A 23,788-nucleotide genomic window follows, 5' to 3' on the forward strand; every position below is an offset into this window, starting at 1 on the left:
TTAAAATTAAAATAAATATTTAAGAATAGTTTAATTTAAATATCTAAATTGCTCCAGTCGTATTTATCTCGTACGCTAGCTATTTTTGATATATAGGGTTGTCTTTCTATAGACTCTTTTGCTACGCTAAAATCTGCTTTTTGTGGTTTTGTGATACCTAATAACGACCTCTCAAAAGCAAAAAAACTCTCCATCAAATTTGCTAAAGCCAAGAAAAATTTAGCAAATTTACTATCTTTTATAAATTCAATCATCTCATCGATAAATTCATTAACGACATTTACAAAAAGTTCAGTGCTTAAAAAATTGCTTTTATCAACTTCTTCTTTTAAGAGTGAAGACATTAGGTAAAATATAAATCCTACAAAATCTTCGCTATCTTTGCATAAGTTATTATCTCTTCTAAATTTACTTTTTTTTAATGTATTTATCACAATCATTTTTGAAGTGCCATCATCTCTTCCATCTTTATAAAATGATGCTGTTAGTGGGACATTTGCATAAGAGTAGTCAAAAAGTAGTCGGTTTTGCTCCTCTTTGAATTCTTCAAAGCTAAAATTTTCTAAAATTTCAAAAAATTTACCATCTCCTTCATCCAACAAAGAGCTTTTTAAATATGCAAGCTCTTCTTTCCAGACTCTAAATTTTGTGTCATTTTCGCTAAAGAAAAATGGTATAGCAAAAAATTCATAATAATAACTTCTTGCAATTGTTATATTTTTATTCACTTAAAATTTCCTCCTTAAATTTTTTAGTTAATTGTAACTGAGCCTGTATCATCAACTTAGCTTTACAATCAGCACAGCAATAAAGCGTCTTAATCTTTTGTGGGTCATTTGCAAATTTGGGCGTCATAATGTCAGCTATTTTTCTTATGGCTTTTTCTGTAGCAAATTCCTTGCCACACTCTATACATTTAAACAATTTATCTTTTGCTAGAGTTTGGTATTCAAAATATTTAGGTTCAAGCCTCATCTCGCCGCGTGTTAAAAATATCGTATCTTTTTCAGCACAGCTTTGCGTACAGTATCCACAGGTGGTACAAATAGAGGCGTTAAATTTAATACTATTATCACTTGTATCAGCCACCAATGCTCCCACATTACATGCTCCAACACAGCTTAAACAAAGAGTGCAAGAGTTTTCGTTTATCTCTACACTTCCATATCTTACCCACTCTCCGCTTTTTGCAACACCTAAATTTTCATCTCCTACCAAGAATTTAACTCTTTTTGCAAAAATTTCTCTTTTTGATAAATTTCTTTGACTCATAATAAATTTAGAGCCATCTATATATTTAATTTCTTTTAAATATTTTCTTAACTCAATCTCATCTTGTGCCACAAAAATAGCTGTTTCGTTAAATTTAGCCCTATAGATATCGTTGATTAGATTTATGCTATCTTTTGTGCCTGGACTTACAAAATCGCTATAAAATATTAAATTTGCTCCGCTTATTTGTAAAAGCGACATTAAGTGAGTTTGACTAATAAATTTCTCACCCTCAATAGCAAAAGGTAAAAACCCTTCAGGTAGCGTAACATCACAATCTTGAATATCCATCATTCTTGGAACTATTACTATTTTTTTATCTTCATACATACTCGCAACTTCAAAAAACGCATCAGCAGGCATTTTTGCATAATCCATCGCACCACTTGGACATACAGAAATACATCCCCCACACTCCATACAGTCAATATGAGAAAAAACTAAATGACGTTTTTCATCATCTTTTAAAATCGCTACAGTTGGACAGACATCCACACATTTTGCACAGTGCTCGCTTCGTCTTTCGTGATATTGGCAAATTTTATCATCATAAGTTATAGCACTTTTGTACTTATATACAGGACTTCGTTTTTCTAAATATTCTAAAATTTCATCATTTAAAAGATCTTTAATCTCTAAAACCCCGCTTTGTCTAAGCATATAATCTTTCGCATCTCGAACTAAAATAAAATCACTTTGCACCTCTAACTCATCATTTTCTCTAAGCACGGTAGTGAAGAGATCGCCTATTTCGCCATATAAAAATTTAATCTCATTGTGCATTAATAAAATCACCTTAAAATCTGATTTTTTTAGTAACTCTATAAGACTATTTTCATCCTCATTGCTTATTAAAATGATATTTTTACCTATTTCTTTTTTATAATCCATATCAAGGGCTTTATCAAAAGCACAGGCTCTTGCTTCGTATAAAATTAAAGAATTTTTAGCTTTTGTAATAGTATCATCTAAGCTATTTTTCAAGTAATAATTAATTTCAGGTGCATAAATTTCAGCCTTAATATCTTTGGAATTTGAGACTAAAAATCCTTTATCGTCTATGCTATTTTTTTCTATAATTTCTATTTCATCTGGCAAAACAGCTTCAAATTCTTTTAAAAAAACAAATTCTTTCATAAATTTATAGCCTTTCAAAAAAACATTTTATCAATTTATGTTATTTTATAATAATTAACTTAAAATCTTGTTTAAATAAAAATACTAGTTTTAGCAAAAGAAATCAAGCTAAATTTATCTAATTTTTGATATACTTCTAAAATATCTAGTTTAGATAAACAGGAGAAAGAATGAAAATAAATCTTCCAAAAGTTGATAAAATATCAAATTTAGATGAGTTTAAAAACTGTTTTAATCCACTGATTTTAAATTTAGCAAAAGAGATTATAGAAAATGAGCGAAAAAAAGCCATAAAAGGTGAATTTTATAAAAATGAAAATGAGATTATAGAAGAGATTAAATTTAAATATAAAGAGCTTGAAAATTTAGAATTAAAGCCCCTTATAAACGCAACTGGTGTGGTGCTTCATACAAATTTAGGAAGAAGTGTTATAAGTGAAAAAATTTTAAAAAGAGCTTTTAGGATTATCTCTTCATATTCAAATTTAGAGTATGATTTAAGTGGCGGAAATAGGGGGCTTAGATATGATTATAGTGCAAAATTATGTTCTATGCTTTTTGGTTGTGAGGACGCTTTAATAGTAAATAATAATGCAAGTGCAGTTTTTTTAGTGTTAAATACATTTTCAAAAGATCTTCAAAGCGTAGTTAGTCGTGGTGAGCTTGTTGAAATAGGGGGGAGTTTTAGAATTCCAGAGGTTATGAAAAATTCTAGTGCAATTTTAAAAGAAGTTGGCACTACAAATAAAACTAATATAAAGGACTACGAAGAAGCTATTTGTGAAAATACGGCAATTTTAATGAAGGTGCATCAATCAAATTTCAAAATTCAAGGTTTTAGTCAAAGTGTGGGATTGGATGAAATTGTATCTTTAGCTAAAGAGCGTAATATTATAAGTTATTATGATTTAGGAAGCGGATATATAAATGAAATGCCTTACTCATTAGGAAAAGATGAGCCAAGCGTGGATAAGCTTTTAAAAACAGGGGTTGATATTTTAAGCTTTAGTGGAGATAAACTTTTTGGAAGTGTGCAGTGCGGTATAATTTTAGGCAAAAAAGAGTTGATTTTGAAATTAAAGCAAAATCAACTTTTAAGAATGCTTAGAGTTGATAAAATCACTATTGCTATTTTAAATGAAACTTTAAAAGCGTATATAAATAAGGAATTTAGGCTAATTACAACCCAAAATCAAATTCATAAAAGCTTAGAGGATTTATCTAAAATGGCGGAATTTGTCCAAAAAAACATACCTCAAAAAACAGAAATCATTACAACTAAAACATTTATAGGTGGCGGATCTCTGCCTTGCAAACAATATCCAAGCATAGCTCTTGTTTTTGATAAAGAGGCAATTTTGACTGAGAAATTATTTAGAGAAAAAGGAGTGATTGGTCGTATAGAAGAGTCTAAATTTTTACTTGATTTTAGGTCTATTTTAGATGAAAATTTAGAGGGCTTAATAAAAATATGCAAAGAGCTAGGAGAGAATTTATGAATACTATAATAATAGGCACAGCAGGTCATATCGATCACGGTAAAACAGCCCTAATTAAGGCTTTAAATGGTTTTGAAGGTGATGAAATGAAGAGCGAAAAAGAGCGTGGAATCACTATCGATTTAAGCTTTTCAAATTTAAAAAATAAAGATAGCAATATAGCTTTTATAGATGTTCCTGGTCATGAAAATTTAATCAAAACAATGATTTCTGGTGCATACGGATTTGATGCTGCAATGCTTGTAGTAGCAAGTGATGATTCTATAATGCCACAAACAAAAGAGCATATTGAAATTTTATCCTTACTTGGCGTAAAGAGCATAATTTTATGTATCTCAAAATGTGATTTAACGGATATTGATCAACAAAAAAGTGTTGAACTAGAAGCGAAAAAATATATAAAAAAATTTAGTAATTTAGAAATTTTAAAAACATTTTTTATTAGCGTAAAGGATGAAATTTCTATAAAAGAGTTAAAAAATTATCTTTTTACACTAAAACCAAAAGCCCACGATATAACTCTTTTAACAAGATATTATATAGATAGAGTTTTTGCTTTAAAAGGTGTTGGCACGATTGTTACTGGAAGTTTAATAGATGGCAATATTAAAAAAAATGAGAAACTAATATGTTTAGATAACAATAAAGAAATTTTAGTAAGAAACATAGAAGTGCATAGCGAATTTCAAGATTTTATCCAAGCGCCAAATAGAGTGGCTTTAAATTTATCAAATGTATCTGTAAGTGATTTGCAAAAAGGTTTTATTTTAACCAAAAAAGGTTTTTTTAGGGGATTTAAAGAAGTTGATTGTGTTTTTTATGGAAAAATTTCTCACAATCAAGATGTGGTATTTTGTGTAGGAAGTAAGCAAATTTCAGCTAAAGCTTTAATTTTAAGCGTTAAAGACGACTCAAAATTTATTACATTTAAATTTACAAAAGATATGTTTTTGAAATTTGATGAGCCTTTTGTGATTTTATTGAATTCTCGTGTAATTGGCGGAGGAAGAGTTTTAAATCCAATTTTAGAACCTTTAAAAAAACCAGAAAAAATCAAGCTTTTAGCTTATCTTTTAAATAAAAATTTCATAAAAGTTTTTGAAACTTTAACACAAAATCATAAGCATGGATTTGGGCTTATATCATCGTTTCAAAGATTTAATATGGATCACGAAAATGCTTTAAATATCGCTCTAAATTTAAAAGATGTTTTTGTTGATAAAAAAAATTTATGCATATATCCACTTGAGGCTAAAAAAGATGTGAAAGATTTTATAAAATTTATCATTTCTAAAAATGAATATGCTATTTTTTCAGCTACTAGTATAAATTTAAGGCTATCTTGGGCTAGTGATGAATTAGCAACTTTGTGTTTAAATGAGTTACAAGAGCAAAATTTGATTGAAAAATATGGAGCTTTATATATCAAAAATGGAGTTGATTTTGAAAATTTAAGCCAAAATTTAAGCCAAAAAATTTTTAATATTTTAGAAAAATCATCCATAACTCCACCTGCACCATATAACCTATATGATGATTTAGATATTGATAGATTAGCAGGCGATAATGCTTTAAAAAGCCTAACTCAGGCAAAAAAAGTAGTTCGTTTAGCTCACAATATCTTTATAACAACTCAAAATTTAAATTTGGTTTTGCAAGAAATTAGGCAAATAATAAAAGAAGTAGGTTTTGCAAATGTGCAAAATGTTAAATTAAAATTAAACATAAGTCGCAAATTTGCTCTTGCTTATCTTGAATATTTGGATAAATTCGATGATATTAAAAATATGGAAAATAATAGAGTGCTTTTAAATACTATTTAACTTTTTCATATATAATTTTGCAAATTTTTAATAAAAGGTTTTATGAATGAAAAAAATGTTTTTAACTTCGGTTTTAAGTTTAAGTGCTGTTTTTGCTGCAAGTGATTCTGAAATTTTAAGTTTATACAACAACCCTATGTCAGCTGGACACGGACTTAGCGTAAAAATAGAAAAAAGAGAAGCGATAAAAGAATTTCCAGGTATAGATATGGTGGTTTTAAAAATAACTCAAGGCGAACAATCTCAAAACGATGTTGTATTTACTCATGGAGATTTTATAATACCTGATCTTTTTAATATCAAAACAGGCGTTAGCTACAAAGCTGATTTTATGGAAAAATCACTATCTAGCAAACTATCAAGCATATATAAAAAAGAGAGTTCAAAAAACATAATAAAATTAGGAAATGACCCTAAAAAGCCAACTATTCTAATTTTAAGTGATCCAGAGTGCCCATATTGCAGAAGAGAACTTGATAGTATAGAAGATAGATTAAAAGAATCAAATGTTGAGATGATTATGACAGCCATTCATGGTGCAACTTCTCACGCAAAAAGCTTTAAAATTTATCAAGAAACAGAAAAAGCAAAAAGCGATGCTGAAAAGATTAAAATTCTTAAAAAATACTATGATCCAAGTTTGAAAAAAGTAGATGGCGTAAGTAGTGATGATATAGCAAAAATGCAACAACTTGCAGATAAATACTTTGAAACAGGCGTTAGAGGCGTGCCATTTATAATTGAAAAAGATATGTTAAAATAACCTTCATTTTAAATTGATTTTTGATAGATTTAATTCTATCAAAATCTGCAAAATTTTCAAAATCCACTAAACACTCCATTTTAAATTTTATATAAAATTTAAAATTTTTTAAATTTGTTGATGAATTTATATTAAAAATTTTTTAGTATAATGTCTAACTTCAACAAAAGGATTTTTATGCAAAATATAGAGTATAAATTTAGTTTTAAAGACTCTCTCTTAGGTGCTCAGTTTTTATTTGTTGCTTTTGGTGCTTTAGTATTAATGCCTATTTTATCAGGTCTTGATATAAGCGTTGCTCTTTTTACTGCTGGAGTTGGAACACTAATTTTTCAATTGATTTGCGGTAAGCAGGTTGTGCCAATTTTTTTAGCAAGCAGTTTCGCTTTTATCGCTCCGATATCTTTTGCAGTCGAAAATTGGGGACTTCCTGTTGCGATGGGTGGAGTTTTTGCGGCTGGAGTAGTTTATAGTTTGTTTGGAGTTTTTGTTAAATTTAAAGGAAAAGCTTTTATAGATAAATACCTTCCACCAATCGTGGTTGGTCCTGTTATTATGACAATTGGCTTAGTACTGAGTCCATCAGCGGTTAATATGGCAATGGCAAGTGGCGATATGCTAGCTAGCTATCAGACTTTAAATCCAAATTTTACTCAAAATGATGCGATGATTATAGCAGGCGTTTCGCTTTTGGTAACTCTTCTTTGCATAATGTTTGCAAAGGGTATGCTAAAACTTATACCTATATTATTTGGTGTTTTTGCTGGATATATTATGGCCTATTTTTATGGCATTGTAGATTTTAGTGCTGTAAAAACAGCTTCTTGGTTTGCTATACCAAATTTTACAACGCCTAAATTTGAATTAAATGCGATGCTTTATATGATTCCTGTAGTTATAGCTCCTATAATAGAACATATTGGCAATGTGATTGCTATAAGCAACGTTACAAACTACGACTACACAAAAAAGCCAGGTCTTCATAGAACTCTTTTAGGTGATGGTATAGCAACAAGTGCGGCAGCTTTAGTGGCAGGACCACCTTGTACTACTTATGCAGAAGTTACAGGAGCAGTTCGTTTAACTAGAGCTTTTAATCCAGCTATAATGACTTGGAGTGCTATTGTTGCTATATTATTGGCTTTTGTGGGCAAGCTTGGTGCTTTAATATCTACCATTCCAGCTTGCGTTTTGGGCGGCATTATGGTACTTTTATTTGGTATAATTGCAAGCGTTGGTATGGAGACTTTGATTAAAAACAGAGTTGATATGGATGAGCCTAGAAATATGATAATCATAGCTTTAATTTTAGTTCCAGCGCTTGGTGGAATGGTGCTTGATCTTGGTTTTGCTAGTTTTTCTCAAATCGGACTCGGAGCGATAGTTGGCGTGATTTTAAATTTAATTCTACCTCGTAAAAAATCAAACTCTTAATTTATATCAAACAAATTTAGCCTTTTAAAGGGCTAAAATTTAGCCTTTAAAGGCGTTAAATTTATTAAAGTAGTTTAATTTAGACTCAACAAAACCTAAACTTCAACAAATTAAATTTAAGTTATGATTTTATATATGAAAAAAGTATATTTTTGTTCTCAAAATTATAAGAAAAATTTTTCTGTATTAATTTATAAGCCATAAAGGTTGCTGAAATTTAAAAAACAATCTTTAAATAAATTTACGAACATTCATAGAGCTTAAAATTTAGTAGCAAAATTATTTTTAAACACCTCTTTTTTATTTTTTATGTAAAAGTGTCTTGGTAAAACTTGAGCTTAATTGTTAAATTTATGAAATATTTTGACCCTAAAGCCAACTATAGAATTTTTGCAAGTAGATGTTTTAAAGGTAAAAGTGGGTTTTAAATGATATCAATGGAATTAAAATTTGTGAATTTTAATAATAAAATAGCTAAGTTTAAGGTAGTTAGGAGAAATTTTTGCATTTTAAAGTCCTAGTTTTAGCATATGCTAAATAGTAAAAACTTTATCAAATTTGATTAAATTTTGTTTGAGTCTATTATGTTTTAAATTTAAACTAATTTAGCACTTATTTTAATGACTAAAATCTTAATTTACTATTTTTGTATGTCTAAATTTTAGTGAAAATACGCAAATTTTAGTAATTTTTGTTAAGTTATTTGTTATCATCTCATTAAATTATTTTTAATTATATTTCATTTCAACAAAACTTTTGTTTTTAGAATCTCATTTATTTTTCATATCAACATAACCTATTAGCAAATAAAAGTATCTTTTAAATAATAAAATTGCATCTTGTATATTTTAAATTTTAATTTTTCAGTACGATACGTTTTAAATGTGTTGAGGTTTGAAAATTAAATTTTAGATAAATTTAGATTAAAAGCCTTTGTGCTTATCATAACATTATCACCAACCTTAATATCTTCAAGATCACAAACTACTACTTGAGTGAGTTGCTGTGCTATGGATATGGTTACTAAAAATACACAATCAATCCTCTGTATCTCTAGCACACGCCCATAAAAAGCAAATTTTTGACTACCCTTTGTTTTTAGTAAAATTTGTTTTGGCGTGCCGATATTTGTAAATTTACCACCCTCTAAAATCGCCATACGATTGGCTAATTTATATATTTCATCGCTATCGTGGCTTATTAAAATCGTAGTGATATTAAATTCTTTGTGAATTTTTAAAATTTCATCTTGTAATTTTGATCTCAAATTTACATCAAGTGCTGATAATGGTTCATCTAAAAGCAAAATTTTAGGCATTCTCATCACTGCTCTACCTAAAGCCACTCTTTGCTTTTGTCCTCCGCTCAACGTGTGTGGTTTGCGATTTTTAAGTTTTGTTAAATCCAGCAGAGATAAAATTTTATCGCATAGAAATTTATCTTGATTTGCAAAAAGTAAATTTCTCTCAACACTTAAATTCTCAAATAAAGCATAATCTTGAAATACAAAGCCTATGCTTCTTTTTTGAGGTGGCAAAAATACCTTATCATCTTGATAAATTTCATTATCTACTTTTATATAAGCTTTGCTTTTCTCAAGTCCAGCCAAACACCTAAGTATTGTTGTTTTACCGCTTCCGCTATCTCCGCTTAAAGCTAAAAATTCACCATTTTCTAACTTCATAGAGACATCTAAATTTAAAACTCCATTAACGCCTAAAAGCTCTTTTTTTATACTAAATTCTATCATTTTTCTCACTAAATTTATTTTTTTGTTTTTGATTAAAAGCATAAACGCCAAAAAGCACTAAAAAGCTCATCCCAAGCATTATTAAGCTATAGATATGTGCAGATTTGTAGTCTAATATCTCTACAAATTCATACACGGCGATACTTGCTACTTTTGTTTGTTTTTCTATACTACCGCCAACCATTAAAATTATCCCAAATTCTCCTATACAGTGAGCAAAAGTTATAACAATAGCAGTTAATATCGATGGTTTTATATTAGGTAGTGCTATTTGAGTGATAGTTTTTAATCTACCTTTACCGCAAAGATATGAAGCTTCTATCATATTTTTATTTAGGCTTTCAAATCCGCTAAGTAAAGGTCCAAACATAAAAGGAAGAGAGTAAATGCAACTTGCAAATAAAATCCCTTCAAAGCTAAAAACAAGATCTAAACCAAAATTATCGTGTAAAAATTTACCTAAAAATGAATTTTTAGAAAAAGCCAATAGTATATAAAACCCCATCACAGTTGGTGGCACTACGATTGGCAGAGTGCAAACGCTCTGTATTAAGGGCTTAAATTTACTACTGCTTTGACTTAATACCCAAGCTAGAGGTATTGTTATAAAAAACAAAATCGCAGTTGTCAAGAAAGCTAGCTTAAAAGATATCATAAATGGCGTAAAATCCATCTCACACCACAAACACATCGCTAGCTTTTATTAAAAATGACACTTCATCGCCGATTTGAAGATCTAATCTATTAGCAGAACTAGTAGTGATCAAACTCTCTATTTTAATTCCGTCTTTATCACCCACAATCTTACTTAAAACTTCCCCTTTTTCTATATCTTTTATCTTGACTTTTATATTGTTTGAGTGGCTAAATTCACCATTCTTAGCTACTGCTACGCTACTTTTTTTGAAGCCTATTTCATTTATTTTTGATTTTTGATTTGCAACCACTACGCAAGAGATTTGACCCACATCGCTATTAAGTAAAATTTCTTGCACCCCACCATCTCCTCTAACCTCTAAAACCTTAGCATTAAATTTATTCATATCCATACCTTTTAAAAATTTCTTTTGCTTTTTTACTTTTTAAGAAGTTGTAAAAGTCTTTTGCAAGTTTATTGTTTTCATACTCTTTTAACAAAATCATTCCTTGATCTAGGGGTTTGTATAAATTTCTATTTACTTCTATAAAATTTTCACCCTTTTTATATACATTTTTTCCTATTAAGGCCGATTTTGCTATAAAGCCTATATCTGCTGCACCGCTTAATACGTGTGGCATTACTCCAGAAATACTTCCTGCATAGACTAATTTATCTTTTATATCTTCATAAATTTTAGCCTCTTGAAAAGCCTGTTTTGATGCTATTCCATAAGGTGCTGTTTTTGTGTTAGCTACTGATATTTTTTTTATATTTTCATCTTTTAAGATTTCAAGTCCTCTATTTAGCTCTTTTTCATCAGCACTAAACATCACTAAAACACCCCTAGCATAAATTTCAGGCTGATTTTTACTGTAACCATTTTTATATAAATCATTAGCAAAGTCCATATTTGCTGCCATAAATATAGCGTAATTTGCTCCAGATTTAATTTGTGAGTTTAATTTACCACTACTACCCAAAGAGACCACTATATCATCATTTTTTCTGTCTTTTAAAAATTCTTTTTTTAACTCATCAAAAACATATCCTAAATTAGCTGCAGCTGCTACTCGTATCTCATCAGCAAATAAAACATAAGTGCTTAAAAATATAATTGCTAACCATTTCACCTTAAAATCCCCCTTATTTGTAAAGTTTGTAAATAGAATTTTATAAAAATACAACTTAAAAAGAGATAAATTTTAAGCTAAAATAAATTTTTAAAATGAAATTTAGATGAAATTTGCTACTAAATTTCTTATATTTTTAAATTATTTCTTGCCAATTAATACACTTTATAATTAATATATGAAATTTTTCAATTATATTTACTAAATTTTTATTAAAATTTAAAAAATCGTTTTTTTTTTTTTTGATTTTTTCCCATTATTGGCTTATTGCAGAATATAAATTTTTATTTTTTACATTTTTTTAATTTTATTTTTATAAAAACAAAGTATTATTAGCCAAAAAATAATTAAAAATTTAAGGAGAAAAATTATCAATGACTGATAAATTTACTAAAAACACTACTACCCCCCCCCTATTTTTTATTTTTTATTTCTTATACTAAAACTTGTCTTGCTTTAGCTGCTATTTTAGCACTAACTACCAATTCTTATGGCAGATGGTCAGATAATGGAGCTGTTACTTCTACAAATAGTAGCTCTGATCAACAAGATTCGATAGGGATATATAAAAGTTGGCATGAAGGAGGCGTAGAACATTTAAAAAATGGCTTTAATTCTGGTTTATCTCATAAATTTGTGGCACTCAATCTATCAGATGATTGGGCGATGTCAAATAATTATTCAAATAATGATGGTTTAACAAAAGTTGGCACCAGATCTATCGCTATAGGCTGGAATTCGGCTTCAGCGGGACAAAATAGCGTAACTATAGGTGCTGATTCTATGGCTATAAAATTTAACAAAGATAATATTGATCCATTAAATCTTTCTATATCTAAAAATAATAAAACATACTGGGAAAAAATGTTTGAAAAAGGTCAATATATAAACAATGTTACCATAGTTGGTTCTAAATCATATGCTGAATTAGAAGGTTCGGTTGTTATCGGTCATGGTTCTATAGCTGAGGAAAATCCATCCACAAACAAAAAAGATGATAGCCAACAAATATGGCATAAAGGAGAATCTGTCGTGATTGGCACCCATTCCAAAACGCGCGGGAATCAAGCTGTGGCAGTTGGCTCTCATACATACGCAGAAGATCACTCTGTAGCTGTAGGTAATGAAGTATTTGCAAAAGGTCAAGGCTCTATTGCTATAGGTAGTGCAGTGAGTTCTGTATATACAGATTTTGTATATGAACAAGATGTTGAATATTTGCAAGACGTTTATGCAATGACTTTTAATAAACTTAACGAAGATGGCTCTTTTAGTGCCTTAAACCCAATAGGCAAGGATCATTATGGTTTTGAAATGAAAAATGGTAAGCTAGATAGACACTATATAAATTGGGCTAAGAAGTCTCCAACTATTGCAACGAAAGAAGGCTCTATTGCTTTAGGTACAAGGGTTTTATCTACAGGCTTAGGCTCTATTGCTGTTGGACCAAATTCTTCAGCTCTTAAAGATTATTCTACGGCTATTGGTACGTATTCTAGAGCTGTTGGTGTTGGTGCTACTGCATTTGGTAGTTTTACAAAAGTTTTAGCAGATCAATCAGTTGCTGTAGGAAATTCTATAGATGTTTTAAAAAAAGGCGGTATGGCATATGGATACAAAGCGAAAAGTGGCGGGGAGAACTCTATTGCTATTGGTTCAAATGTTTTTGCCAATATACAAATGGATTATTTTAATGCAGAGACAAACAATGGTAATAATTATGATAAACAAGGGTATGGAATACCAGGACATGCACTAATAAAAGATGAAATTCATACCGCTCAAAATCAAGAATTAAAATTTTCATCTATTACAGATAATTTTGATAGTATTTTAGAAGGGCACGAAATTGTAAAACATGATGACACATTTAATAATCAAAAAGCACAGCACAATAAAGGACTTAAGACTGAGTTGCTTGTAAATGCACATAACGCAGTTGATGATAAAGATAAATTTGATCAATATATGAAAAAAATAGAAGAAGAATTTAAAGATATAGATAAAGATGGAGTTATCAATCTTTTAGATTATCAAAGAAAAATTTATGGAAATAATATTGATCAACCTGGTTATAAACTTAATCTAAAATCCAGAAATTGGATAGCAGTAGAAGATGGTAGTAAAAACGCTATCACTATTGGTACAAATTCAGCCTCTAACGGCAACAACGCTATAGCTATTGGAACAGGTGTTTTTTCTAGAAGGGATAACTCAATGGCTCTAGGCTCTTATTCTTATGCTTTACATTATAATTCAATGTCAATTGGTGTTTTATCTAGAGCATTTTCTAGAAATTCAATGGCTTTAGGTGTTGGTTCTGGGGTTGATTTTAATTCAGAAGGTTCAATGGCTATTGGTATGGGTGCTTTAGTGCCACAAGATAACAAAAATTCTATAGCCTTAGGATACAAATCTATAGTTGATTATACGAAAGAAGATTATAAAAAACAAGCATGGATTCCTAAAGGAAGCTATGTTGTTCCTACTAGCCAACATATAGGTATAATCTCAGTAGGCTCAAAAGGAGCTGAAAGACGTATAACAAACGTAGCTGCAGGTGCATTGGATTCTGATGCTGTTAATGTAGAGCAAATAAGAGCTTTAGAAGAGAGAATAAATATAAATATAGGTGATTTAGAATTTAGGGATATGAGCAGTTCAAATTATATCTCTGTAAAATTAGATAAGGAAGATAAAGGTAAGCTAGATAGAGTAAAAATATTAAGACAATATATGAATTTAAAAGCTAAATATTTAACTATAATAGCAAATAACAAGAACGATGACGGTGAGGTTAAAAATCCAGAGATAAATGAACTAGCTCAAAAGATAAATGAAAAAATATTAGAGATAGAAGAGCAAGCTCAAAAGAATTATAAAGATTTTGATACTATGGTTAAAAATATTTTTCAAGATGAAAATACTCAAATCCAGAAACTAAAAGTTACAGATAAAAACACCTCAAAAGAAATCTTAAATGCCATAAAAACTAATCTAGACAAAGATTTGGAAAAATTAGCCAAAAAAGAAGAAGAGATCAAAAAGAAGATAACAACAAACTACCTAAATGATGGAGCAGAAGGAAATCACTCATTAGCATTTGGATACAAAGCAAGAGCTAAGGCAAACGAAGCCATAGCTCTTGGCTCATACTCTAATGCAGATAGAAACGGCTCAGGTGTATTTAAAAATGACAATATAACTTTAAGTAATGGGGCTTCTAGAGGTGGCAATAGCAAAAACTACTACATACCTACCTTAAACGGCTCAAGTTCATTATCAAACAACAAAGACAATAACGCTACATGGAACGCTACTCTTGGAGCTTTAGCCATAGGTGATCCAGATAAAAATTTCACACGTCAAATCACAGGCGTAGCAGCAGGTTTAAAAGATACCGATGCAGTTAATATAGCTCAATTAAAAGAGACTATAAATTTAATCAAAAGTGGCGGAACTCAAACAGCCCAAAACGCAAAAGGCATCGATATAAAAGATGCAAATTCAAGCGAAAACAACATCACAATCTCTAAAGAAAAAGGCATTGTTATAGAAAATAACGACAATAATACAACCATAGGAAAAGATGGCATTAAAGTTGTAAATAAAGAGGGCAACACAACCATTATAAATAAAAATGGTATAAATATCACTACAAATGATAATAACTCAAGCACAAATATAAACCCAGCTAAAATAGTATTAAAGAGATTAGATGGTGATAGAAATTTAACAGCTACCATAACTCCAGATGATATAAACTTCACAAATTCTAAAGATCATAATCAAACCTATCTAGGTAAAAATGGCTTAATCATCCAAAGAGGTAGTAATAAAATCACTCTTAATGAAAACGGCCTTGATCTAAACGGTACTGATATTAAAAACGCTAAAAATGGCTTTTTAAAATTTGCAGGCGATAATAATCAAAGTGATGAAAATATCTCTACCATTAAATTTGGAGAGATTCTTAAAATAAGCGGCGGCGAAAGTAATCAAAGCAAAACCACATCAGGAAATATCGGAGTATTTGCAAAAAAAGATGGTAACCTAAGCATCCGCCTTGCAAAAGATATAAATTTAACAGATAACGGTAGCATATTCTTTGGTGATAAAGATACAAATTTAAGCAAAAAAGGGCTATTTGTTAAAGCAGATGGCAATATCACAAGCCTAACTAAAGATGGCTTTAAATTTGAAAACAACGAAACAAACACAACCATCAATAAACAAGGCATTAAAGTTGTTACAAAAGATGCAAACACCACAATCAAAGACGGCTTTAAATTTATCACCCTTGAAAATAACATAACAATCGATAAAGATAGCTTTAAATTTACAGCTAAAGATGGAAATAGCACAACCATAAATAAAGATGGTTTTATAGTTTTAAATAAAGATAAAAACACGACCATAAAACCAGGCGAGATAAGTTTATTTGAAAAAGATAGCAAACCAAAAACCATCCTCTCAACAAATGAGATTAAATTTATCTCTGCTAATGATAAAAACATAACTTCTCTTGGCAATAAAGGTCTATTTATCCCAAGCATAAATGGTGGTAACATCACAATCACAAAAGATGGAATCGACCTAAATGGCACAGAGATAAAGGGCTTTAAAAATGGCTACTTAAAATTTGTAAGCGATGAAAAAGATAAAAACACAACCATAAATCTTGGCAACACTCTTAAAATAAGCGGAGGCGAAAGTAACCAAAGCAAAACTACATCAGGAAATATCGGAGTATTTGCAAACAGTGATGGCAATATAAGTATTAAACTCTCAAAAGATATAAATTTAACAAATAGTGGTAGCATATTCTTTGGTGATAAAAACACAAGCTTAAGCAAAAATGGCTTAGTTATAAACAAAGATAGCAATTCTTCAAATTTAACAGCAAGCAGATTAGAGTTAAAATCTCAAGATAAAAACGCAAGCTATAGTGCTAATGGAGTTGAATTGAAATTTAAAGAATCAAATGGCTCTATCACCACAATTACTTTAAATAAAGATGGTTTAGATTTAGGCGGTAAGGCATTGAAAAATTTAGGTGAAGGAAATTTATCAAAAGGAAGCAAAGAAGCTGTTACAGGTGGTCAGCTATATGAGGCATTGAATGGAAAAGGCGGTATCAAAGAGGCGTCTAATAAAATAAAAGAGCTTATAGGATCAGAATTTATAGATGATAATGGCACATTTAAAGAGGGTGCTTTAAATACAAATTTAAGCAGTAATCAAGGCATAATTGAAAATAAAAACATTATCCAAGCCATAAATAACCTAAATTTACACGGAACTAAATTCTTCCACGTAAATAGCGATGCTAAAGTATATGGCGAAAAAAATAGCAGCAAGAAAGATAATTATGACTCTGCAGCAAATTCATATGGGGCTATATCTATAGGCATTAATGCTAAAGTTAATGAAAATTCTTGGAATTCAATCTCAATGGGTAGAGATTCAAATGTAACTGGTGCAAACTCTATATCTATAGGATTTGGAAATAGAGTTGTTGGATTTGGCTCAGGTGCTATAGGCGATCCAAGCTTTGTAGAAGCAAACAGCTCTTACTCAATTGGAAATAACAACAAAATTTATGCAAACTCAAGCTTTGCTTTAGGAAATTTTATAGAAATAGGAAAAGACAAAAACTCAACAAAAGAGATTTCAAACGCCTTAGCTTTAGGTGATCACTCAAAAGTAAAAGTAGCTTTTGGAGTAGCATTGGGTGCAAATTCTAATGCCGACACAGAGGCTTTTATTATAAAAGATGAAAAAGAAAATGACTACAAAACAGGGTTTGATCCATTATCGAATGCAGATACATTAGAAAAAAATATGGCTTTAAAAGATATTGAAAAAGATATTGTAGATAAGCTAGCACAAGCTCATAAAGATTTAAATGAGAAAAAGTCTGAACTTTTAAATGCTAAGATTGCACACAATGAAGCTAAATTAAAACAATCAGAAGCTCAAATGATTATTAAAGATATTGAGATTGAATTAGCTCAACTTGAAGCTAGAAATAAAACAAATGAGAATTTAATTGCTAAACTTGAAAAAGAAGTTAAGTCTGCTAATGGAAGCAATAATACAGCTTCTCAAGATAGGATTACAAAACTCAAAAAAGATCAAGAGATTTATAAAAAGCGTCAAGAAGAGCTTGAAAAAAAGAAAAAAGAAACTCAAGAGCAAAAAGAACAATTTGCTAAAGAACTTGTAGTTGCACAAACAAAAGTTGAAGAAGCAACTAAAAAAGTTGAAGATAGTCAAAACACATTGTTAATCGCTCTCAAAGACGACAAAGCCAAAAATATATCAACTTGGATATCAACCTCAGGTGCTGTCTCTGTAGGTGATTTAGAAAATGGTATAACTAGACAAATCACAGGTGTGGCAGCAGGCAGAGAAGATAGCGATGCAGTGAATGTGGCTCAATTAAAAAGATTATCAAATGTTTTAAACAAAAATGTGGCTTCTAATGTAGAGAGCAAATATGATAAAAACCCACAAGCAACAGGCAAAAATTCATTTGCAGCTGCACCTGGATCAAAAGCGATTGCGGATGAATCAACAGCTATTGGTGTAGGAGCAGAAGCTGGCGGTAAAAATTCAGTAGCTTTAGGATTTGGTTCAACAACACAAATTGGAGTTGATGAAAAAGGTAATCCTATCCACAGAGATAATGTAGTATCAGTTGGATCTCCAACAAATGAGAGGGTTATATCAAATGTAGCTCCTGGAGTATTGGGCACAGATGCTGTAAATTTAAACCAACTAAATGCAGCTTATAAGACAATACAAGAGTTAAGAGAGGATGCATTTGCAGGCATTGCTTCTGCAGCTGCTATTGGATCGCTACCACAATCTACCATCCCAGGCAAAAGACTTATATCTTTAGGTTCTAGTCATTATAAAGGAGAGAATGCTTATGCTATTGGATTTAGCGGTTTAAGCGATAATGGTAGATGGATATTTAAAGGTGGATTAAGCTATGATTCGAAAAAGAATAATCTAGTAAGCGGTAGTGTTGGATTTTATTTTTAATTAGTAGCGTTTTAAACGCTACTAAATTTACTTAAAATTTGATAGTTTTTCAAGAATTTTGACTTAATATCACTCAATTTTAATATAAAATTTAAATGATAAGTTCTAAAAGATGAGAAAATGTTCTTAAATTCTTAATTTTATATAACCACATAATTTAAACACATATAAATTTGTATGACAACAAATAAGGCTAAATTTAACTCAAAATTTATTTCTTTTGTTGATTTAATAAAATTTAATATCAATCTTTTTATATTGCATCTTAAAAACTCACACTTTATAATAAATTACACTGCAAAAATACAAGATAAAACTATATTTTGTTTTAAGTTTGATTTGTCATTTATATAGAACTAAAATAAAAAGCCTTTTAATTTAAATCTATTTTAAATATTTCCCTCAAAAATTCTCATTTATATAATTTACTAAAACTTCATTACTCATATCTTTCGCATAGGATTTATCATTAAATTTAATAAATTAATAAAAATAGCTTATCTATTTCATTGCTAAATTTAGATATTTTTTTGACTCATTATTAAAAATTTTATTTGTAATATTTTTAAGATATTGTAAATTTAGTTTTTGATGAAAATGCTTTAAAATCTTCTAAATTTATAGTTGTATTTTAAATTGATTGGAGCTGTTTAGCTAAATTTATCCCACATAATAGACAAGTTTTTATTACATATTTCTATCCCATTACTTGCTAATGGCAGTTTGAAATGGTTTTTATATTTGAGTATTTAAATAATTAAAGCAATTCGCCTTAACTCCACCCATTAGCATAAATTTGCATAATATAAGGATTATTTTTCATATCATTAAGATTTATAGATCATTTTCCATAAGAGTTTAAATTTTGTATGATTTTGTTTATTTAATTAGCAGATATGTTTGAGTGCTTGGCTATAATTTATATAAGCTTTTTTACATTTAAGCTCAACTACTTCAAATCGTATCTTTCTCATCTAAATTTAGTCTAAAATTTAAATCTTCATATAGATATATTGTTTAAAGCGTTTAGTTTTTGTTATCTATGATAATATATTATCGCTTACGTATATATTATGCTTCTATCTTTATAAATTTATATGGTTGCCTAAAATTGAAGAAGTAAGAAGTAGATTGTTGGAATGTAATTGATTTTTGTATTGGTTTTATATTTCAACATTTTAAAACATAAGCTTTGATTTTTATATATAATCATTAATTTTATTTAAAATATTGAATTTTAATTTCTTTTATCGACTGGTAAAAACTCTCTTGCAGGGATTAAAGAGTTTTTATTTTTACCAGCTTTATTACTTCCAAATTGATGAGTTAAGCCATATTTAAAGCCATTTTTACCCTGTGAATTATTTGAAACCACTACTTTATTATTTGTAGCATTTATGTACCAGTTATCAGCTAGATTTCCACTACTTCTTAAAATTTTATCACTTTTATTGTTTTTGATTTTTGACTTTTGGGTTATGACTGACAAGGCTTTCCACTTTTCCCCAAAAGGGCTTTTTTCATCTTCAAAGCTATGCTCTATCTCATTTCTTAGCATATTTCCTATTGAATTCATTAATGGTTTAGTATTTAAATTTTTTAAATTTTCTAGTTTTTTTAAAACTTCATCTAAGCCTTTTATTTCTATTGACATTTTTTATCCTTTTTTGGTAAAATAATTTAAAATCAGATGATTGATGGTCGCAACGCAGTAGCGGGTTGTAGCTTTTTAGCTAGAGAGATTGCAGGTGCAACTCCTGCCGTCATCTGATTTTTATAAAATGCTTTTGGTTTATTTCGTTTTTTCTATTTTCCCAGCCGTAACCATATAATTTGTTAAACCAAATTTCTTTAAATCTCATCTAAAAAACCTTTTATTTCTATTGACATTTTTTACCCTTTTTTGGTAAAATAGCAAATACGAGATAAGAGATGCCGTCAGATGGGAGACCGAGCGACTAAAATAGTCGGTTTATGGCCGGGTTCGAATCCCGCCCTTATCTCAATCTTATATACCTGCTTTTATCTTTTATCATGCTTTCAAAATCAACTTTTTTAATTTTGTTAATTGTGATTACAAAATTATCAGTTTTAAATTTCTTAATTATATAGTCTGTTTTTACTATCAAAGAATTTACCATTGCCTTGTCTGCAAGACTTGGATAAAAATATATAATATTTTTATTTTCTTTATCATAGTAGCAATGTTTAGCAGTGTCAATAACTCTTACTATTTGCTTTATTTCGTTAATGGTTGGTTCTTTTTGTCCTGGTTTAGTATCTCTTAAAATATGATTTATAGTGTTTTGATAGATAGATATGCTTTTAGCTTTTGGTTTGATATTCAAATTTGATAAAGCTTTGATGATACCCTCTTTTAACTCGCCTATTTGGGCTATTTGATAGGCTTTTTCTTTTATAATATCGCCACTTGCTAAGGTATCTGTCATCTCATTAAGCCCTTTTTGCCACACATAAATATTTTTTTCGTGTTCGAAATTTGATATTTTATCTTTTAAAATTTTACTTTCAAAAGCATTTAAAAATTTACCTTTTTTCTCTTTTAAAATTTCATCTATTTTGTCAAATTTACCAGGATTATATGCAAAATCTCTATCTGCTATATTTATTAAACCTTTGCTATTTTGTAGCGGTTTTATGTCGTATTCTTTTAGTTCTAAATCATCTAATACCTGCACCTTGCACCTACACCCCCAACCATTTGGCGGATAGTTTCTATCCCAAAATTTATCCGTTTTTGGTAAAGTTACGCCGTGCATATTTTTATGTTCTGGTCTTGTCTTTTTATCTAAAACAGCTACATATCTAAAATAACCCCCAAGGCTATTCATCTGTGAGTCATATCTAGCTTTTGCGTAACTTGTTCGCATATTTGTATCAAAAATAGTCTTTAAACGCCTTGAGCCTACAAAAATATCTCTTGCTTCTTTTGTTTTTGGATCTATTACTGTAGTTTTACCATACCACCCCTTTTTTTTAAGTAGCGGTTTAATGTCTTGTTTCCAATCTTTGAAATTTTTACCGTGTCTGTAAGCATCTTCTAAACTAGTTTTTATATCTGTTAAAAGATCCATTTTTGTTATCTTAGCTACCGTAAAAACTCTTTTATGAGTATCATGCATTACCTCATCATAATTAAAATGAATTTCAGGGTTTTTTCTACTTAAATACTCTACAACTTCGCTAGGTTCTTCAAAAAAAGAAATCATCTTTTATCCTCTTCAAACATACCATAAATTTTACTATTTGCAACAGCTTTAAACATTAAATTTTCCATCTCTTCAAGCGGTGCATCATAAAGCCCCATAAACTCATCAAAAGCCTCTTCATATGTATCACATCTATTTAAAATTTCATTTAAAGCCTTTTCTAACTCATCATCTGTTTTTTTAAGCCCATCGCTAAAATCTTTACTATCTAAGGCTTTATCAAATTTATCTAAATATTTTGGCTTTTTTAAAGACTCTTTAAACGCCGTTTTATTAGGCTTTAAATTCTCATTTTCGTTTTTCGTTTTTACGAATTCTTTCATTTCTTCTTCATCCAAAATAACACCATAAGTTTTTTCGATATACTCTTTTGATGGCACAAAACCCATATTAAAAAGCTTTAAATCTCTTTCTGCTAAGTCTAAATCGCCATCTGCTTTACTTATTAAAACTACGTCTATATCTAAATTTAAGCCGTTTATTTCTTTAAAAATTTTAATCGTTCTTTTAAAAACGTCAAGGACTATATTTTCATCTGAAATTGATATATCCTCTCTTATTTGGTTATGAATATTTGCAGCCGCTAAACTTCCACTACTTACATTTGACGTTAAATTTCCGCCTAATATTACATTTCTAATTTGTTCATCAAGGTAAGTTATAAGCTTATCATGAGAGCTATCTTTTCCAGGTTGAGTTATACTTATTTCTTCGTCTTTGTCAATTACTGCAACATCACCACTTAACATCGAAAACAACTCTTTTGCTAAGCCCTCAGCATCAAAATCAGTCTTTGCAATAGCCCACGGGCTGCCAAATTTCTATTTCTTTATAATTTATTTTAAATACATTATGATATTTTACGATTTGTTGGTATGATTTTAGATATTCAACGCAGGGCAATTAAACCTTCAATTAATTAGCTAAATGAAAATTATTTCAAAAAATTAATTTTAAAAAAAGAATTTTCTAAAAATAATGCTAAAAATAACTGACCATTTATTTAAATTTTTATTAAAAGAAGCTTAATTAAACAGATTAAATGCCGTTTTGCCCTCTTATTCGTTTAACTCTAAGTTATAATTCATCGCTTTTGCTTTAAATTGCATAAATTTACAAATGTGAAAATATCTTTAAGCTCATATTTTGCTAAATTTTGCTTTGAATTCTCTTTTATGATATTTTTAATAAGATTATTTTTTTGCTTTTGGCATTAAAATATCTTGTTTTCTAACAAAATAATAAACCTTTTTTCTAAATCTTTACATAGTTTTTTGGTTTCTTGTAAAACTTCTTATATGTCTTTTTAATTTTGGAATATCGTTGCGTATAGTATCTTATATGATTTTATTTTCTGTGCTTCCATAATCATGCTAAGACAAACTCTGGCAAATGCAACAATATCTGAGTCATTATCTTGATAAGCCAATACAAAAATCTCTTAAATACGGGCTATAAATTATTATCAAAGGCGATAGTAGTATTAATTCATGAGTGTTAATATAAAAGCATTACTCAAAATAGGCTTATAATCATAAAATAAATAAAAATATTTAAGCCAAGAGTATATTAATAAGAAAGTAAAAGAGCAAATCAAAGCATTAAATTTACATAGTCCAAGAGCAGTTAAATCTAAATTTTAATATCACTATGATAAAAGATAGCGATTCATCAAATAAAACAACATCAATTTATAATGAGATATTTTATATTTTTTATTGCAAATGCTACCAAACAATAAACAGCTCAAGATCGAAACTCTTTTTAAAATTTTTATTTTAGGTTTATAGATTATTTTTACTTATGTAGTGCTATTTTTTAGATTAAATTTAAATTTATGCATTTATATGCGAGTCCAAATTTTCAATAAAGCAAAAGTAAATTGTATCTTTACATTATAATCTTTAAATTTTTTAAATTTATAATTTGGTTATTTTGTAAGATTAAAATTTGGCGATAAAATTTTAATAGATATCAAATTTAATTCTTTTGATTGTAAATTTAAGATAGATTGTAATGATTCTTGCTCATTCAAAATCACCACCAACAACCACCAA

13 protein-coding genes and 1 pseudogene are annotated in these 23,788 nt (G+C 29.2%); 5 read left to right on the top strand and 9 right to left on the bottom strand.

Annotation, left to right across the window (positions count from 1 at the left end; genetic code table 11):
- Positions 1–35 precede the first annotated feature (35 nt).
- Complete coding sequence (locus tag F1B92_RS01895; RefSeq protein WP_326833068.1) at positions 36–728, bottom strand: molecular chaperone TorD family protein; 693 nt, start codon at positions 726–728, stop codon at positions 36–38.
- Positions 721–2,409, bottom strand: coding sequence for a 4Fe-4S dicluster domain-containing protein (locus tag F1B92_RS01900; RefSeq protein ID WP_154570216.1), 1,689 nt, complete (start codon positions 2,407–2,409; stop codon positions 721–723). The genes F1B92_RS01895 and F1B92_RS01900 overlap by 8 nt, the downstream gene beginning before the upstream one ends.
- A 170-nt stretch (positions 2,410–2,579) precedes the next feature.
- Between F1B92_RS01900 and selA the strand changes: the two genes are divergently transcribed.
- From selA to F1B92_RS01920, 4 genes are all read left to right on the top strand, one after another.
- Positions 2,580–3,908, top strand: coding sequence for an L-seryl-tRNA(Sec) selenium transferase (gene selA, locus F1B92_RS01905; protein ID WP_154570217.1), 1,329 nt, complete (start codon positions 2,580–2,582; stop codon positions 3,906–3,908).
- The gene (gene selB, locus F1B92_RS01910) at positions 3,905–5,731 is read left to right on the top strand and encodes a selenocysteine-specific translation elongation factor (RefSeq protein WP_154570218.1); all 1,827 of its coding nucleotides are present in this window, start codon (positions 3,905–3,907) and stop codon (positions 5,729–5,731) included. Before selA ends, selB begins: the two co-directional genes overlap by 4 nt.
- Positions 5,732–5,777: 46 nt before the next feature.
- Positions 5,778–6,494, top strand: coding sequence for a thioredoxin fold domain-containing protein (locus F1B92_RS01915; RefSeq protein WP_154570219.1), 717 nt, complete (start codon positions 5,778–5,780; stop codon positions 6,492–6,494).
- A 177-nt stretch (positions 6,495–6,671) separates the two neighbouring features.
- Positions 6,672–7,928 carry a uracil-xanthine permease family protein gene (locus F1B92_RS01920; protein WP_154570220.1) on the top strand — a complete coding sequence of 419 codons (1,257 nt, stop codon included), beginning with the start codon at positions 6,672–6,674 and terminating at the stop codon, positions 7,926–7,928.
- Positions 7,929–8,829: 901 nt separating this feature from the next.
- Here F1B92_RS01920 and F1B92_RS01925 read toward each other — a convergent pair.
- From F1B92_RS01925 to modA, 4 genes are read right to left on the bottom strand one after another with little or no spacing between them, the layout of a single operon-like run.
- Positions 8,830–9,678: an ATP-binding cassette domain-containing protein gene (locus F1B92_RS01925; protein WP_154570232.1), complete on the bottom strand. Its 849-nt coding sequence runs from the start codon at positions 9,676–9,678 to the stop codon at positions 8,830–8,832.
- Positions 9,665–10,369 (bottom strand): molybdate ABC transporter permease subunit, encoded by a 705-nt coding sequence (gene modB, locus F1B92_RS01930; RefSeq protein WP_229770875.1) that lies wholly within the window; start codon positions 10,367–10,369, stop codon positions 9,665–9,667. The genes F1B92_RS01925 and modB overlap by 14 nt, the downstream gene beginning before the upstream one ends.
- Positions 10,353–10,721: a TOBE domain-containing protein gene (locus F1B92_RS01935; RefSeq protein WP_154570221.1), complete on the bottom strand. Its 369-nt coding sequence runs from the start codon at positions 10,719–10,721 to the stop codon at positions 10,353–10,355. Before F1B92_RS01935 ends, modB begins: the two co-directional genes overlap by 17 nt.
- Positions 10,714–11,448 (bottom strand): molybdate ABC transporter substrate-binding protein, encoded by a 735-nt coding sequence (gene modA / locus F1B92_RS01940; protein WP_326833069.1) that lies wholly within the window; start codon positions 11,446–11,448, stop codon positions 10,714–10,716. The genes F1B92_RS01935 and modA overlap by 8 nt, the downstream gene beginning before the upstream one ends.
- A 666-nt stretch (positions 11,449–12,114) precedes the next feature.
- Here modA and F1B92_RS01945 point away from each other — a divergent pair.
- Complete coding sequence (locus F1B92_RS01945) at positions 12,115–18,501, top strand: YadA-like family protein (protein WP_229770877.1); 6,387 nt, start codon at positions 12,115–12,117, stop codon at positions 18,499–18,501.
- Between the two features lie 1,237 nt (positions 18,502–19,738).
- On the opposite strand, the gene F1B92_RS01950 is transcribed toward F1B92_RS01945, so the two are convergent.
- The 3 genes and pseudogenes from F1B92_RS01950 to F1B92_RS01960 form a co-directional block, all read right to left on the bottom strand.
- Positions 19,739–20,155 (bottom strand): phage virion morphogenesis protein, encoded by a 417-nt coding sequence (locus tag F1B92_RS01950; RefSeq protein ID WP_229770879.1) that lies wholly within the window; start codon positions 20,153–20,155, stop codon positions 19,739–19,741.
- A gap of 343 nt (positions 20,156–20,498) precedes the next feature.
- Positions 20,499–21,731, bottom strand: coding sequence for a phage head morphogenesis protein (locus F1B92_RS01955; RefSeq protein ID WP_154570224.1), 1,233 nt, complete (start codon positions 21,729–21,731; stop codon positions 20,499–20,501).
- A pseudogene (locus F1B92_RS01960) lies at positions 21,728–22,540 on the bottom strand (phage portal protein family protein); the annotation flags it as partial. The gene F1B92_RS01955 and the pseudogene F1B92_RS01960, both read right to left, overlap by 4 nt.
- Between the last annotated feature and the right edge of the window lie 1,248 nt (positions 22,541–23,788).

Source organism: Campylobacter portucalensis, assembly GCF_009690845.1.
Lineage (GTDB): Bacteria > Campylobacterota > Campylobacteria > Campylobacterales > Campylobacteraceae > Campylobacter_B > Campylobacter_B portucalensis.

What these genes read in the sequence shown, in the direction of transcription:
- F1B92_RS01900 (WP_154570216.1), bottom strand. Translation starts at nt 2,409, where the DNA reads ATGAAAGAATTTGTTTTTTTAAAAGAATTTGAAGCTGTTTTGCCAGAT.
- selA (WP_154570217.1), top strand. Translation starts at nt 2,580, where the DNA reads ATGAAAATAAATCTTCCAAAAGTTGATAAAATATCAAATTTAGATGAG.
- selB (WP_154570218.1), top strand. Translation starts at nt 3,905, where the DNA reads ATGAATACTATAATAATAGGCACAGCAGGTCATATCGATCACGGTAAA.
- F1B92_RS01915 (WP_154570219.1), top strand. Translation starts at nt 5,778, where the DNA reads ATGAAAAAAATGTTTTTAACTTCGGTTTTAAGTTTAAGTGCTGTTTTT.
- F1B92_RS01920 (WP_154570220.1), top strand. Translation starts at nt 6,672, where the DNA reads ATGCAAAATATAGAGTATAAATTTAGTTTTAAAGACTCTCTCTTAGGT.
- F1B92_RS01925 (WP_154570232.1), bottom strand. Translation starts at nt 9,678, where the DNA reads ATGATAGAATTTAGTATAAAAAAAGAGCTTTTAGGCGTTAATGGAGTT.
- modB (WP_229770875.1), bottom strand. Translation starts at nt 10,369, where the DNA reads ATGTGTTTGTGGTGTGAGATGGATTTTACGCCATTTATGATATCTTTT.
- F1B92_RS01935 (WP_154570221.1), bottom strand. Translation starts at nt 10,721, where the DNA reads ATGAATAAATTTAATGCTAAGGTTTTAGAGGTTAGAGGAGATGGTGGG.
- F1B92_RS01945 (WP_229770877.1), top strand. Translation starts at nt 12,115, where the DNA reads ATGTCAAATAATTATTCAAATAATGATGGTTTAACAAAAGTTGGCACC.
- F1B92_RS01950 (WP_229770879.1), bottom strand. Translation starts at nt 20,155, where the DNA reads ATGTCAATAGAAATAAAAGGCTTAGATGAAGTTTTAAAAAAACTAGAA.
- F1B92_RS01955 (WP_154570224.1), bottom strand. Translation starts at nt 21,731, where the DNA reads ATGATTTCTTTTTTTGAAGAACCTAGCGAAGTTGTAGAGTATTTAAGT.